We start from the raw sequence: 14679 nt of genomic DNA, 5'->3' as shown, positions 1-14679 counted from the left end.
AGTGAACGGATTGTTTCTGTCTGTCATTCCTAGGGAGTGGCGGCCCGCAAGGTTCGGATACCTGTTGTTTTTGTACTAACGACAGATTTCCAACACAAACCTTTGGAAATGACAAGGAATATCTAATTTTAGTGTAAAAAAGCCCCGGGTTTTATTGCCCGGGGACGTTTTGTTTAGGCAAATTATCGAATCAAATACCCGCCGGCAGAATCCTTAACGGCGTTGCCGCTTGCATCCGTGGCGCCCATAGCAGGGCAAATCCACTCGTATTTTACGTTGCTGCTGGGAGTGCAAGTAAGCGCACTTTTGCCGTAGGTCCCGTGGTTGTAGTACATTTTAAAGCAAAAAGTATCGTTATAAGTATTGGACCCGCTTAACCGGCAGGCGCTGATACCGTCATTTGCGAAAATATATTCAAACTTGCCGATACCGAAATTGGCTTCGGTGGTGCTTGTGGCGTCAAAGAAAGACACGTCCAAGCCGTTTAATTTCGTTGGCGTTTCCGAATTAGCGGAACGGTAGCGCTTGGCGGAGTCAAAAATCGTGCGCAGGTTGACTAACGCTTCCATAGACTCCGCGCGTTGGATAGAGCGGCGGTATTGCGGCAAAGCGATAGCCGTCAAAATACCGATAATCAGTACCACCGCCAGTAACTCAATAAGGGTAAAACCTTTGTTAAATCTCTTCATATAAAAATCTCCTTTACCTTGTTAGTATATCGGTTTTTGGGGGGATTTTCAATATTAACCCTTGTGAACGGCTCAAAAAAGGTTATAATAATTAGTAGCATTTTTATTTTTAAGAGGTTTTATGAAACTTACAAAACACGGTTTTACACTTACCGAACTAATGGCAGTAGTGATTATTATCGGCATTTTGGCCGGTATCGGGTTTGGCTCGTACCAAAAAGCGATTGAGCGCAGTCGGTTTTCCGAAGGGCTGGCTGCCGGCGCGGCGGTGCAGGAGGCCGTGAACCGCTATTATTACGAAAATACGGATTTAGCGTCAAGCGCGCGCAAATATCCCAAAATAGCATATTTAGATATTTCCCTGGCCAATGCCAAGGACTGTGCCACCAAGAGCGATTATTGTGTGCGTACGAAATATTTTGAGGTTATAGTTAGTAATTCCGGGAGCGTCTATGCGTATCATATGAAAGGGACTACGCGCCAATTATATTATTTGCGTTGGCTTCCCAGTTTTAGTTCCGCACGAAAAAGCGAAGCCTGTGCCCCTTTTGGCAGTAAAGTTACCGCGGGTAAAGATTTTTGTAAGAGTATGGGTTATACTTCTGCGGTCGGTTCATTATATTACAAGCCGTAAAATTATTTACCTAATAAAAAACCCCGCCAAGTGCGGGGTTTTTTAAAATGAAAATCTGATTTAGCCGTTTTGGACAGGCGGAAGAATTTTCTTCCCCTGTCCGCCAGCGAACAACTTGGCTGGCTTCAAACTGCTTTATGGGGTACTTTTACCCCCAGCGCGCTTGCCTTATTTCTTGGCAATCATATAATGCGCGCCGCTGACGTTTTCGCCCACTTTTACGAGGGCATCCGCCATTTTTTCAAGCAACTTATTCATTACTTTCTCCCTTAAAAATATTACGATAAGGAGAATCCTTCTTATCTTTACTACACTAAAATTATACAAATTTTTGCAACGGTTGTAAAATAGGGGTATATATACTAACAAATATAAAAACATTATGCAAGTTTTTATAGGCAAATTTACCCTTCACTATTATATAATATATATATGAAAACACTTTCTACCGATTGTTTGGTTATCGGCGCCGGTATTGCCGGGTGCGTTTATGCGCACGAGGCCGCCAAAAAAGGCCTTAAAACTACGCTGCTTTGCTGCGGGGAAATGCTCCAAGCCAACAGCGATTTAGCACAGGGGGGCATTGTATATGAGCCCCATTTGAATATGGATGACCTCTTAGCCGACGTGAAAATGGCCACCGCCGGTATGTGCAACGAGCAAGCGGTAAAGGAACTCTCCGCCGCGGGTTGCAAAGCCATAGAAGAAGTCTTTTTAACAGATTTATCCGTTCCCTTTGACCGTGATTCCCAACATCACTTACGTTTTACGCGTGAGGGTGCACACCGCAAAAACCGTATTATTTACTCCAAAGACACCACAGGGCACGCCCTCTTGGCCGCTATTCAGGCATCTGTGCGCCAAAACCCGCTTATTACGGTGAAGGAGTTTACTTCTGCGATTGATTTATTAACGCTCTCCCACAGTTCGCCTGACCCGATGGACCGCTATTACCCGCTGACCGTTTTCGGTGCGTATGTGTTGGATAACAAGACGGGCGAAGTGTATGCTATTACCGCTAAAAAAACCGTGTTGGCTACGGGCGGGGTGGGGCAGGTGTATTTGCACACCACCAATGCCGAACACGCCTACGGGCACGGTATTGCAATGGCCTACCGCGTGGGTGCGCGTGTGATGAATATGGAGTTTTTGCAATTTCACCCCACGGTGTTTGCCAAGGGTAAAAGTTTTCTTTTGTCCGAAGCGTTGCGCGGGGAAGGGGCTGTTTTGCGCAACTGTAAGGGCGAAGCCTTTATGCCTAAATATCACCCGCTGAAAGATTTGGCTCCGCGCGATATTGTGGCCCGCGCTATTGAAGAGGAACGGTTGGAAACCTCGCACGATTGCGTATATTTGGATATTACCGCCAATCCGGCGGAGGAAACCAAAGAACGCTTCCCGGCTATTTACAAAAAATGTTTGGAAGGCGGTTACGATATGACCAGGGTTCCTGTGCCGGTGGTTCCTGCGGCGCACTATTTCTGCGGCGGCGTATATGCTACACCCGCAGGGAGAACCAATATTGCTAACTTAAATGCAATCGGCGAAACGGCTTGTACGGGTTACCACGGGGCCAACCGCTTGGCAAGCACCTCTTTATTGGAAGCCGTAGCAATGGGATATTTGTGCGCGCACGCGGACGCGGAAGACATCAAAACGCAGTCTTTCCATATTCCAGTGCCAAAGGACTGGGTTGTTCCTGCGGAAAAACCGGACCTTAACTTGGTAAAGCAGGATTTGGCTACGCTTCGCAATACAATGTGGAACTATGTGGGGCTTATCCGCAGCCGCAAACACTTGGGCCGGGCTGAAAAGATTTTGCGCCACCTGCATAACGAAATTGATTCCTTTTACAAGGGCAATGCCTTGTGCCAGGAACTGTTGGACTTGCGCAACGGCACGCAGACGGCTCTGCTGATTACCTATGCTGCCTTAAAAAACCGCCACTCGGCGGGGTGTCATTATTTGTCGGACGAAAAAAAGTAAGTCTATTCTGTTATCCAAACAACCGGGCCAAGGAGAGACTCCTTGGCCCGGTTGTTATGTCTAAAAGGTGCGTGCAATAGATAAGTTTTTAATGGTACAATACAAAGATAGTAAGGAGGATTATTTTCTATGAAGAATCGTTTTATTTTGCGCGCGCTTTTGGTAGGTGCGCTAGTTGTGCAAACTCTTTTGCCCGCTTTTGCGGCGGCCCCGGCCTTAAAAATTTTGTCTGCCAGCCCCAAAGGAAAACTGTATGCAGGGGGGCGTTATCCTGTTTCGGTATCGTTTAACCAACCTGTTGCCGCGCTGGGGGAAAAAACGGAGTTCTCTTCGGCTGCCTGCCCGCTTATTATTTCTCCCGCAATTAAAGGCTCCTGCCGTTACAGCGGCACACAAACGGTGCTTTTTGAACCGGCTGAAAACTGGCCCGAAGCCACTGCTTACAGCGTAACAGTTCCGGCGGGTTTTAAATCGGCTGTTAGCGGCAAGAGTCTGGCGCAAAATTATATCTTCCGCTTTACTACACCGGTGCCCGAAGTAAACTTTGTCCAACCCCGCAACAACGAACATTGGATTAGTTTAAATCCTACTCTATATGTAGTGTTTACCCGTCCGGTGAAAATGGAAGAACTTTCCAACTATGTCCAACTTTCTTATACGGCCCCGGCCGAGGCTACTTTCAGCCAGCGTTTGGGTTTATCCTCCGCCAAACGCCCCGACGTTACCAAAACCGTCCCGCTGATTGTCCGCCCGATTAGCCAGTTGGAATACGATAAAGATTTTTCTTACTATAACAAACAAAATATTGCGGTTATCAGCCCGTTGTCCTCCTTGGAAAAGGGAACGCATTATACCCTTACGTTAAAGGCGGGCCTGCCCGCGCCCACGGGCACGCAGGGGATGGAAAAAGATTATAACACTTCTTTTTATACCTATCCTAATTTAACGGTTTTAAACCAAGTTAATGACGGCTGTCTGCCCTATATGCCGACGGTTGATTTTTCCACCCCGGTCCGCTTGAAAGAAATGGCTGCTGCCGCCACCGTGGAGCCTGCTTCTGCCGTGCGCAAACTTTCCGAGCAGGAGGGAGATGCATTGGGGTATGATGTGGTGGATAGCAAAACGGGACAAGCGTATTTCCGCACTCCGTTTATGTTTTTAAACTTAACCCCCGGACAAACCGTTACCGTAACTTTGAGTAAAAATCTGCGCGATATTTATGGCAATGCCTTAGGGGAAGATAAAATCTTTCAAATCACAAATTCCGGTTATTGCCCGGCGACGGATTTTTCGGGTGGGCTTGGCGTGTTGGAAAGTTATTTAAGCCCGCGCTTGCCCATTGATTTGATGAATACGCCTTCTTTGCCTGTGCGCGGGGCGCGCTTTAACAAAGAAAATTTTATTCCGTTTGATACGGCTTCTGCGGGTTACTGTGCCAAAAAGCCGCTTACGTCAGCCACTTTTGACGGCACTTATACCTTTAAAGACGTAAAGGACCGCACCGTTAAAACCTTTATTGATTTAAATAAATTTAACCCAACGGCCAAGGACAGTATTGTTTTCAGCCAAGTAAAAGTGCAAGACAAAAACCGTAAGGACGGCTGTTGGGTATCATCTACCGATAACATTACGGATGTGGGCGTAACCTTAAAGACCTCGCCTGAAAATATTTTGCTTTGGGCTACCTCGCTCCAAACGGGCGAGCCGATGCCCAATTTGGCGGTGGAGTTGCGCGGCAAAGACAATAAAATATTGTGGACGGGCAGTACCGACCAGGACGGCCTTGTCCGCGCTCCCGGTTGGAAGAATTTGGACGTTACTGCCGAGTGGGGGCAACCCGTGGTCTATGCGTTTGTGTCCAGTGCCGGCGGCGATGCGGTTGTCAGCACTGCTTGGAACGACGGATTGGAGCCGTGGCGCTTTAATTTAAATTACGATTATAATCCCCAGCGGGATGAATTACGCTCGGTCTTGTTTACAGACCGCGGTATTTATCGCCCCGGAGAAAGCGTATATTTAAAAGGGGTGGTCCGCCAGTTAAAGGGCGGTGCGTGGAGCCTTTCGCCCGCAGTGCGCGGCAAGGTACGCATTAGTGATGCGCGCGGAGAGGAAGTATTAAATAAAGATGTTACTATTTCTTCCCAAATGGGAACTTTTGACCTGAAATTTGATATTCCCAAAACGGCCTATACGGGTTCTTGGGATATTTCTTTTACTCCGCAGATAAAGGGGCAAACGGATATTTCCGGTGCGTATTATAATTTTCAGGTGGAGGCCGTTAAACAGGCTGATTTTAAAGTAAATCTCCGCCCGGAACGGGAGGATTATTTCTCGGGTGATACGGCCCATTTTTCGGCTTCTGCCCAATATAATTTTGGCTCTCCGTTGGCGGGAGCCAAGGCTAACTGGAATTTGCGCCGGATGCGCGCCTGGTTTGAGCCGAAGGGCTTTGACGGTTACACGTTCACCCCGTATTTTCTGCGCGAAGACGAATACAAAGAGGACGGTAAACTCTTATTAGATTCCGGCGGTAATTTGGACGATAAAGGGGCCTTATCCTTTTCCGCACGGTTGCCAAAGGTGGATTTCCCGGTAACCGTATATGCTGAACTGGACGTGCAGTCGCCCGCGCGGCAGAATCTATTTGCCCGTACGGATGTTTTGGTACATCCGGCCGCTTTTTACTTGGGGGCCAAACTGATAACGGACCGTGTGGAACTGGGCGATACGGTGCAGGCTGATTTGGTGGCGGTAACGCCTAATGGTGTGCGGACGTCGGCGATTGTTACGGCGGATATCCGCAAGGAACAATGGTTCAGCGTGCGCAAGGCCGGGCTGGCGGGCCGCTTGGAGTGGGTAAGCGAAAAGCGGGTAACCAATTTGCCCAGCCAAACCGTTCAGGTTGGCACAGACGGCGGGCGATTGTCTTTTAAACCGACAGAAGCCGGAAATTATTTTGTAACGCTTACGAGCAAGGACTCCTCCGGCCGCACCGTATTGGGCGGATTTAACATAATGGTCTATGGGCAGGGGCAGGCCTACTGGAAAAAAACAGATGATGACCTGTTAGTTTTAAAACAAGATAAAAATTCTTATAAACCGGGTAAAACGGCCCGTATTGCCGTAGAATCTCCGTATGACAATGCGTTGGCATTAGTAACGGTGGAGCGAGAGGGAATTTTGGATGCGTGGATTACGCCGGTCAAGGGCGGGGCGGATTATGTGGAAGTGCCGGTAAAGCCTTCCTATCTGCCTAACGTATATGTCGGCATAACCTTGGTGCGCGGACGCAGTGCGGACCCTGTAAACGGCAAAGGCCTTGATTTGGGAAAACCGCAAGGTAAGGTGGGATATGTTAATTTGACGGTTCTGCCGGATTCCAAAAAAATTACACCTGTTATAAAAACTAACAAAACCCGCTACCAGCCGGGCGAAGAAGTAACGCTCAAACTGACCGCCAAACCGCACCGGAAAAATACTCCGGCGGAAATAGCCGTTATGGTGGTTGACGAAGGCGTTTTGGCCCTGACGAATTACCAAACGCCGGATTTGTTTGGTAAGTATTATGGCTCTCGCCCGGTATCTGTATTTACAATGGATAACCGCGTGTATGTGGTGGGACAGCGTAACTTCGGCGAAAAAGGCGAAAACCGCGGAGGCGGCGGTGCGGGTTATGCCGACAGTAAATTAGGCGGGGTAGATTTGCGCACAAACTTTGTGTTTACGCCCTATTTTAAGGCGGTTGTAAACACCGATAAAAAGGGCCGCGCAGAAGTGAAATTTAAACTGCCTGACAACTTAACCAAATTCCGCATAATGGCGGTAGCCCTGACGGCGGACGAGTTTGGCTCGGCAGAAACATCTATCCAAGTATCTAAACCCGTTATGGTAACGTCCAACTTGCCGCGTTTTGCGCGCAAAGGGGATAAATTTTCGTGCGGGGTGGTGGTATATAATTACGAAAATAAAAAGGGCGAATTGTCCGTAACCGCCCGCGCCGAAGGGACTGTAACTTTGTCCGGCCCGGAAACCAAAACCGTAGTGGTCCCCTTGGGTAAAGCGCAAGAGGTAACTTGGGCGTGCGAAGCCACGGAAAACGGCGAAGCGCGGGTAGCGTTTAGCGTAAAGGGAGGAAGAGCGCAGGACGGCGTGCTTTCTAAATTGACGGTGTCCCCGGTGGAAAAAATGCAGACTCTTTCCGTCTATGCGGCTACGAAAGATGCACAAGAGGAACTGTTAGACAAGCCCGGAAACTTAAATGAATCGGCAAATAACCAAATCACCCTTTCGCTTGCTTCTACGGCACTTTTAAACTTAAAAGGGTCTATGGTCTATTTGCTCACATATCCGTATGATTGCTTGGAGCAAAAAATGTCCAAGGCGCTGCCTGTTATTTCGGGGGCGAAATTGGTGGAAGATTTTAAATTGGGCGATACCGCGCAATATAAAAAGCAGGTGCAGGAAATTTTGGACGTACTGCCTGAATACCAATATGCTTCCGGCGGTTTTGGCTACTGGAAAAACGCTTTACCTGACCCGTATGTAACGGCTTATACGTTGGAAGTAGCCTATTTGGCCAAACAGGCCGGCTATCGGGTGCCGGGCAAAACCTTAAATAAGGCTGCCGCGTGGCTGGAAAGCGCCTTTAACGGCAAGACGGCCCGTGCGTATAAGTATTCTGCTTTGGAAACCGACACCGCCCGCGCCTATGCCGTATATGTGTTGGCGTTGTATGGTAAAAACGTACAAAGTGCTTTTAATACGCTCTACGCCAAGGCGGACTCTCTGCCGCTTCCCGCGCAGGCTTATTTGTTAAAAGCCGCGCAGGCCTCCGGCCGTTCCCAAGCCATTAAAAACGCCATAGCCCAGCGTTTGTTAAACCGCGTGGTCTTTACGCCGGAGTCGGCCTATTTTGATGTGCCGCAGGAAATGCCGTGGCTGCATATGAACAATACAAAAGGAACGGCTCTTGCGTTGGATGCGCTGTTATACGCGCAATATCCGTTTGAGCAAGCGTTCCAAACGGCGCATTGGCTGATTACGCAGTTAAATGCCGAGGGCCATTGGAATAACACAAGCGTAAATGCCGCGGTGTTTAGTGCATTAAATACTTATTACCAAACCCAAGAGGGCGCGGAACCTGATTTTTTGGCCTCTGTTAAAATAGCCGGAAAAACTTTGTTGCAGAACGCCTTTAAGGGCCGCAGTATGGAAAGTAAAACGGCGGCGGTTCCGTTTGCCGGAGTTTATGGCAATAAGGGCGAGGCCCGTTTGACCTTTGCCAAAGCAGGAAACGGAACGCTGTATTATACGCTGGGGCAGGTATATGAGCCGCGCCGCTATGATAAACCCGTGGACGGCGGCTTTGCGGTTTCCCGCGCGATTACCACCTTGGACGGCAAACCCGTAAGTGAAATTGTGGCGGGCGAACGCTATAAAATTACTTTGACGGTTAAAAATGCTACTGCACGCAACTTTGTGGTAGTGGAGGATTTTATCCCGGCCGGGTTTGAAATTGTAAATACCTCGCTGGCGACCGAATCCGCCGCGCAGGGTGCTGTATTAGCCGAGGACAACGGCGACTATTATAACGGCTTTACGCGGAGCGAAAAATATGATGACCGTTTGGCCGCCTTTGCCGATTACTTGCCCGCCGGCACGCACACCTATTCTTATTTGGTGTCTGCTTCCGTTCCGGGTACATTTGCTTATCCTTGCTTGTGGGCCAGCCAAATGTATGAGCCGGCTGTTTTTGGCCGAAACGCAACCGGAACGCTTATTATTAAATAATGAAAAAGCGTTGGACGCTTCTTTTAAGTTTATTGCTTCTTCCTTGCCTGGCGGGCGGGGAAGAAGCATTTTTGTTGCCGTCTAAACAAATTTATGACCGCTATGGCGCCCCCATACGCGGCTTTTTATCTAAAAATAACACTTATTATTTGCCTGTTTCGTTAAACGAAGTGTCGCCTTGGCTGATAGCCGCCGCCGTGGCCGCAGAGGATAAGCGTTTTTTTACGCACGCCGGAGTGGATATCCGGGCTGTTTTGCGTGCCGCGTGGCAAAACACCAAAGAGGGGGAAATTGTTTCCGGCGCGTCCACCATTACCCAACAACTGGCGCGCGCGGTGGAGCCGTATCCCAAAACCTTGTGGGGCAAAACGCGCGAAGCATTTAGTGCGCTGAAAATAGAGCGCAAAATGACAAAAGAGGAAATTTTAGAGGAATATTTTAACCTTTTGGAATTGGGCAATTTAACACAAGGGGTGGAAGCCGCCAGCCGCTTTTATTTTAATACACAAGCGGCCGATTTATCCTTATCACAGGCGGCTTTTTTGGCGGGGCTTGCCAAGTCGCCCACATATTATAATCCGCTTAAACATTTTGCCCGCGCGCTCAAACGGCGTGATTGGGTGCTGAAAAAAATGTTGGATAACGGGTTTATTGATGAAGAAATGTATGCGCTGGCCGTAAGTGAAAAACTAGAACTTCGCTCTGCCGCCCGTCCGTTTGATGCCCCGCACTTTACACAGTTGTTGCAGCCTTTGCTGCCGCAAGAATCAAAAGATATTTTCTCAACCTTGGACCGCGACTTGCAGTTGTATGCCGAACAGGTGGTGAAAAATTATATCGTGCGTTTGACGGAGCAAAATGTAACAAACGGAGCGGTGGTGGTATTGGAAAATGCTACCGGGGCCGTGTTGGCATATGTGGGGTCTGCTGATTTTTACAACACCCAAAACAGCGGTCAGGTGGACGGCGCGCGTGCGTTTCGCCAACCCGGCTCGGCCTTAAAACCATTTGTGTATGGGTTGGCTTTGGAGCGCGGAAACCTTACCCCGGCTAGTTTACTGGCTGATGAGGACACTTTTTTTGAGGGGGGATTTAGACCCCGCAATTATGACGAAAACTATCACGGCCTGGTTTCCGTGCGCCGCGCGTTGGCGTGTTCGTACAATATCCCGGCGGTTAAGGCGGCGGAAATCTCCGGCACATCTAATTTACTGGCTCTTTTGCGCCGGGCGGGGTTTGAATCTTTAAATAAGGCCGCTGATTTTTACGGCTTGGGTTTATCTCTTGGAAATGGCGAGGTGCGCCTGCTGGATTTGACAAATGCCTATGCTTCGCTTGCGCGCGGCGGCGTGTATAAACCTGTTTTGTTTGCCGCCAACCCGATTATCCGCGCCCCGGGCCGAGAAGCGCGTTTGTTTACCCCGCAGACGGCCTATTTGCTTACGGATATCTTGGCGGATAACAATGCCCGCGCTCCCGCGTTTGGGCTTAATTCGCCCCTGTTTTTGCCTTTCCCGTTTGCGGCAAAAACGGGTACTTCCAAAGATTATAAAGATAATTTTGCCGTTGGTTATACGGCCCGTTGGACGGTAGGTGTTTGGGTGGGTAATTTTAATGCTACCTCTATGCAGAAGGTTTCCGGCATTACCGGGGCCGCTCCGATTTTGCACGATTTGGCCGTCTATCTGCAAGAAAAATATCCGGCGGAACCGTTCCCGGTACCCGACGGAATTGTACGCGCCCCGACGTGTTTGGATAGCGGGTTATTAGCCGGAGAAAATTGTCCGCATACGCAAGAAGGGGTATTTGATGCGGCTCATTTGCCGGGTGTTTGTCCGGGTAAACATAAAGTTGTTTTGCAAACTCTTAAAATCACCTTTCCCGCAGATAAGGATATTTTTAAAATAGACCCGTCCGTTCCGCTCGCTTCCCAAGCCGTCAAGTGGCAGGCCGTTTGTGCCGCGGATAAATGCACCTGGACGTTGGACGGACATATTCAGGCGGGTTCGGCCTGCCAAAACTGGTGGCCCCTAAAAGTGGGCAAGCATACCTTATCCGTTTCGTGCCACGGCGAAACGGACAGCCTTACCTTTGAAGTATTGCCATAAGTGATGCAAAGCAATTTATGATCATAAAAAACACCCCTTGGCTTGTTCCAAGGGGTGTTTTTTATGCTACTGTTATTTATTTTTATTTTCTTTGTTTTTTAAACTGGCTTTAATAAGCCCGTCAAACAGTGGATGCGGGCGCAAGGGGCGGGAGCCAAATTCCGGGTGGAACTGCCCCGCGATAAAATACGGGTGGTCTTGGCGTTCCACAATTTCGGGTAACACCCCTTCGTGCCAACCGGACACGGTTAAACCCGCATCAGCCAACTGCTTTACATAAGCGGGATTAAATTCGTAGCGGTGGCGGTGGCGTTCCACAATGCGGTCTTTGCCATATAAACGGCGTGCCAAGGAGCCTTCTTTCAAGTCCGCGGTGTAATTACCCAAACGCATTGTTCCGCCCTTGTAAACCACATTTTTTTGTTGAGGGGTTAAATCTACCACCGGGTCTTGTGTGGTGGGGTCAAATTCGGTGGAATTGGCATCGTGCAGACCGCAAAGGTTGCGCGCGGCTTCTATCACCACGCATTGCATCCCCAGACAAATCCCCAGCAACGGTATTTTGTGTTCGCGCGCATATTTGACAGTGGCTATTTTGCCCTCAATGCCGCGTCCGCCAAATCCGCCCGGAATCAAGATACCGTCCACGGTTTTTAATTTTTCTTCCAGGTTGTCTTTTTCGGTATTGATGTAAGTAACTTCCACCTTTGCGTCGTTGTTCATTCCGGCGTGTTTTAAGGCCTCGTGTACGGACTTGTATGCCTCTTGGAACTCGGCATATTTGCCCGCAATAGCGATTTTGACAGACTTGCTGGGATTAAGTGCCTTATCAAAAAACTCAAACCATTTGGGGTCAATTTCTTGGGTGGGTTTTAAGCCCAACAGCGAAATAATTTGCTTATCCACGGCCTGCTTGTAGAACATTTCCGGCACGTGGTAAATAGATTTTGCATCGGCGCATTCAATAACAGCCTGCGCGGGAACACTGCAAAAAAGGGATAATTTTTCTTTTAAATGTTGGCTTAACGGTTTTTCCGTGCGGCAAATGAGCATACTGGGTTCAATGCCCACCTCGCGCAGTTTATTGACGGAGTGCTGCGTGGGTTTGGTTTTGAGTTCCTGCGCTACGGCAATATACGGGATAAGCGTAACGTGTACACAAATCACGTTTTGCGGCCCCTTTTCCAAGCGCAGTTGGCGGGCGGCTTCCAAGAACGGCAACGATTCAATATCACCTACGGTGCCGCCGATTTCAATAATGGATACGTCGCACTCGTTTTCAAACGCGGTAAAGCGTCGTTTGATTTCGTTGGTAATGTGCGGGATAACCTGTACGGTGGCGCCCAAATATTCGCCGCGGCGTTCCTTATCAATAACGGTTTGGTAAATACTGCCTGCGGTGTTGGTGTTGGCACGGGTCATATTTACGTCCAAAAAGCGTTCGTAGTGGCCTAAATCCAGGTCCGCTTCCGCCCCGTCCGTAGTTACAAAAACTTCGCCGTGTTGATAGGGGCTCATCGTGCCCGGGTCCACGTTAATATACGGGTCGCACTTAATCATATTGACGGTGAGGCCGTTTAACTGCAAAAGTTTGCCAATGCTTGCGCCGGAAATTCCTTTGCCCAGCGAACTAACCACACCGCCGGTGATAATAATAAATTTAGACATAATAAAACGACTCCTTGAATAAAAATAAAAAGGCTGCTATTTACAGAAAAACTCCCGCCGGGAGGCGGGAGTCCTGTTATTTATGTTCTTTAAAATACTTTTCGGCATCTTCCAGGTCTTGCGCCGTGTCAATGGCCGGGCCGGCGGAGCCGATAACCGCGCACTTAATGGTCATACCGTCTTCCAAGGCGCGCAGTTGTTCCAATCTTTCCAACTGTTCCAGCGGGCTCATCGGCAGTTCCACAAAGCGTTTTAAGGCTTCGCGCCGGTAGCCGTAAATGCCGCAATGCTGCCAATAGGGAGCCTTTTTGTTTTCTTCGGTCAGTTCCCGTTTGTACGGCACGCGCGAGCGCGAAAAATACAACGCGCGGCCGTCCTTGGCGATGACGGCTTTCACGCAGTTGGGGTTATTGATTTTATCTTCGTCTAATGTAGCCGTAACGGCGGTGGAAATATCGCAGGCCGGGTCCGTTTTTAACAGTTCCGCTACTGCAAAAACCGTTTCGGCCTTGATAAAGGGTTCATCTCCCTGCACGTTAATAATAAATTTTTCGGGGCGGTTTTGGGCGGCCTCGTAAATGCGGTCGGTGCCGCTTTGGCATTGGTCGCTGGTCAAAACGGCCTTTGCGCCGAATTTGGCTACGGCTTCCACCACCAGAGGCGATTCCGTGGCGATAATTACGTCGCCCACGTTGGCTTTCACGCACGCTTCGTAAACGTGCTGGATAACCGGCTTCCCGGCTAATAATTTAAGCATTTTGCCCGGCAGACGGGACGAACCGTAACGCGCCGGAATAGCGATTAATACATCACTCATTTTAAAACTCCTTCAATTTCCTCACGCGTAGCGGTGGCTGTGCCGGATTTTTCCACCACAATTCCCGCCGCGTAGTTGGCCAATACCGCCGCTTCGGACAGTTTTGCCCCGGCGGCTAATGCCAATGTAAAAACAGAAATAACCGTATCGCCCGCACCTGTAACATCGTACACTTCGCGCGCGGTGGCTTTAATAGTAATGGGTTTTTCATTACCCTTTTCAAACAAACTCATACCGTCTGCACTGCGGGTGATTAAAATAGAATCGGCGTCCAACATCTTTAATATTTTGTTGCCCAGTTTTACAATGGCTTCCTCGCCTTGTTTGGGGGAGTCGCCTGCACCTTCCCAGGCTTCCTTGGTGTTGGGGGTCATACAGGTAATATTTTTATACTTTTTAAAATTATCAATTTTGGGGTCCACGCACACCGGAATTTTATGTTTGTGGCACATATCCACAATAGTTTGGATATTATGGTCCGACAGCATTCCTTTGCCATAGTCGGACAAGATAACCCCTTTGGCCGTTTTGATGGCCAGTTCAAAACTTTTCATACATTGGGCGGATATGGAGGGGGAAATAGTCTTTTTGCTTTCGCGGTCAAAGCGGACGATTTGCTGCTGCTCTGCCATTACGCGGATTTTTTGCGTGGTCGGGCGGTCGGGGTCCTCGGTTACGCCGTAAATGTTTACTTTTTTATCGCGTAAAAAGCCCTTTAACATTTCACCGCCCAGGTCCTGCCCCACGACGGATACCAGTACGGGATTCGCCCCCAAGGCCGCCAAGTTGACGGCTACGTTGCCCGCACCGCCGGCTACAAAAAATTCCTTTTTTACATCTACTACCGGCACAGGTGCTTCCGGCGAAATGCGGCTGACGGTGCCCTTGATAAAGTGGTCCAGCATAATATCGCCTACCACGATGATTTCTTGTCCTTCAAAATGATTTAAAATTTCTTTTAAGCGTTTGGTTTGTACAGTTGTCATT

The 14679-nt window shown here is 49.0% G+C and carries 8 protein-coding genes; 4 read left to right on the top strand and 4 right to left on the bottom strand.

Annotated elements, in window-relative coordinates:
* Window positions 1-182 precede the first annotated feature (182 nt).
* On the bottom strand, window positions 183-689 hold the full coding sequence (locus ACQY2K_RS01550) for a type IV pilin protein (protein WP_428040482.1): 507 nt from the start codon (window positions 687-689) through the stop codon (window positions 183-185).
* Window positions 690-810: 121 nt separating this feature from the next.
* Here ACQY2K_RS01550 and ACQY2K_RS01545 point away from each other — a divergent pair, with 121 nt between their 5' ends.
* The 4 genes from ACQY2K_RS01545 (at window position 811) to pbpC (ending at window position 11207) form a co-directional block, all read left to right on the top strand.
* Window positions 811-1323, top strand: coding sequence for a prepilin-type N-terminal cleavage/methylation domain-containing protein (locus tag ACQY2K_RS01545; RefSeq protein ID WP_428040481.1), 513 nt, complete (start codon window positions 811-813; stop codon window positions 1321-1323).
* Window positions 1324-1755: 432 nt separating this feature from the next.
* Window positions 1756-3309 (top strand): L-aspartate oxidase, encoded by a 1554-nt coding sequence (locus ACQY2K_RS01540; protein ID WP_428040480.1) that lies wholly within the window; start codon window positions 1756-1758, stop codon window positions 3307-3309.
* 129 nt (window positions 3310-3438) lie between these two features.
* Entirely contained in the window at window positions 3439-9099 is a 5661-nt protein-coding gene (locus ACQY2K_RS01535; RefSeq protein WP_428040479.1) for an alpha-2-macroglobulin family protein, read from the top strand.
* The gene (gene pbpC / locus ACQY2K_RS01530) at window positions 9099-11207 is read left to right on the top strand and encodes a penicillin-binding protein 1C (protein WP_428040478.1); all 2109 of its coding nucleotides are present in this window, start codon (window positions 9099-9101) and stop codon (window positions 11205-11207) included. Before ACQY2K_RS01535 ends, pbpC begins: the two co-directional genes overlap by 1 nt.
* 72 nt (window positions 11208-11279) lie before the next feature.
* Here the strand turns inward: pbpC and ACQY2K_RS01525 are convergent, their stop codons facing one another.
* From ACQY2K_RS01525 to rfaE1, 3 genes are all read right to left on the bottom strand, one after another.
* Window positions 11280-12875 (bottom strand): CTP synthase, encoded by a 1596-nt coding sequence (locus ACQY2K_RS01525; protein ID WP_177747235.1) that lies wholly within the window; start codon window positions 12873-12875, stop codon window positions 11280-11282.
* Between the two features lie 76 nt (window positions 12876-12951).
* Complete coding sequence (kdsB, locus tag ACQY2K_RS01520; protein ID WP_177747232.1) at window positions 12952-13692, bottom strand: 3-deoxy-manno-octulosonate cytidylyltransferase; 741 nt, start codon at window positions 13690-13692, stop codon at window positions 12952-12954.
* Window positions 13689-14678 carry a D-glycero-beta-D-manno-heptose-7-phosphate kinase gene (rfaE1, locus tag ACQY2K_RS01515; RefSeq protein ID WP_428040477.1) on the bottom strand — a complete coding sequence of 330 codons (990 nt, stop codon included), beginning with the start codon at window positions 14676-14678 and terminating at the stop codon, window positions 13689-13691. Before rfaE1 ends, kdsB begins: the two co-directional genes overlap by 4 nt.
* Between the last annotated feature and the right edge of the window lies 1 nt (window position 14679).

Source organism: Candidatus Avelusimicrobium fimicolum (assembly GCF_021632165.1).
Classification (GTDB): domain Bacteria; phylum Elusimicrobiota; class Elusimicrobia; order Elusimicrobiales; family Elusimicrobiaceae; genus Avelusimicrobium; species Avelusimicrobium fimicola.
Note: the sequence above shows the minus strand (reverse complement) of the source record. Positions and strands in the feature narration are given on the sequence as shown.

Excerpts from the sequence above, each read along its gene's own strand:
- ACQY2K_RS01535 (WP_428040479.1), top strand. The coding sequence starts at position 3,439 with ATGAAGAATCGTTTTATTTTGCGCGCGCTTTTGGTAGGTGCGCTAGTT.
- ACQY2K_RS01525 (WP_177747235.1), bottom strand. The coding sequence starts at position 12,875 with ATGTCTAAATTTATTATTATCACCGGCGGTGTGGTTAGTTCGCTGGGC.
- ACQY2K_RS01545 (WP_428040481.1), top strand. The coding sequence starts at position 811 with ATGAAACTTACAAAACACGGTTTTACACTTACCGAACTAATGGCAGTA.
- kdsB (WP_177747232.1), bottom strand. The coding sequence starts at position 13,692 with ATGAGTGATGTATTAATCGCTATTCCGGCGCGTTACGGTTCGTCCCGT.
- ACQY2K_RS01550 (WP_428040482.1), bottom strand. The coding sequence starts at position 689 with ATGAAGAGATTTAACAAAGGTTTTACCCTTATTGAGTTACTGGCGGTG.
- ACQY2K_RS01540 (WP_428040480.1), top strand. The coding sequence starts at position 1,756 with ATGAAAACACTTTCTACCGATTGTTTGGTTATCGGCGCCGGTATTGCC.
- pbpC (WP_428040478.1), top strand. The coding sequence starts at position 9,099 with ATGAAAAAGCGTTGGACGCTTCTTTTAAGTTTATTGCTTCTTCCTTGC.
- rfaE1 (WP_428040477.1), bottom strand. The coding sequence starts at position 14,678 with ATGACAACTGTACAAACCAAACGCTTAAAAGAAATTTTAAATCATTTT.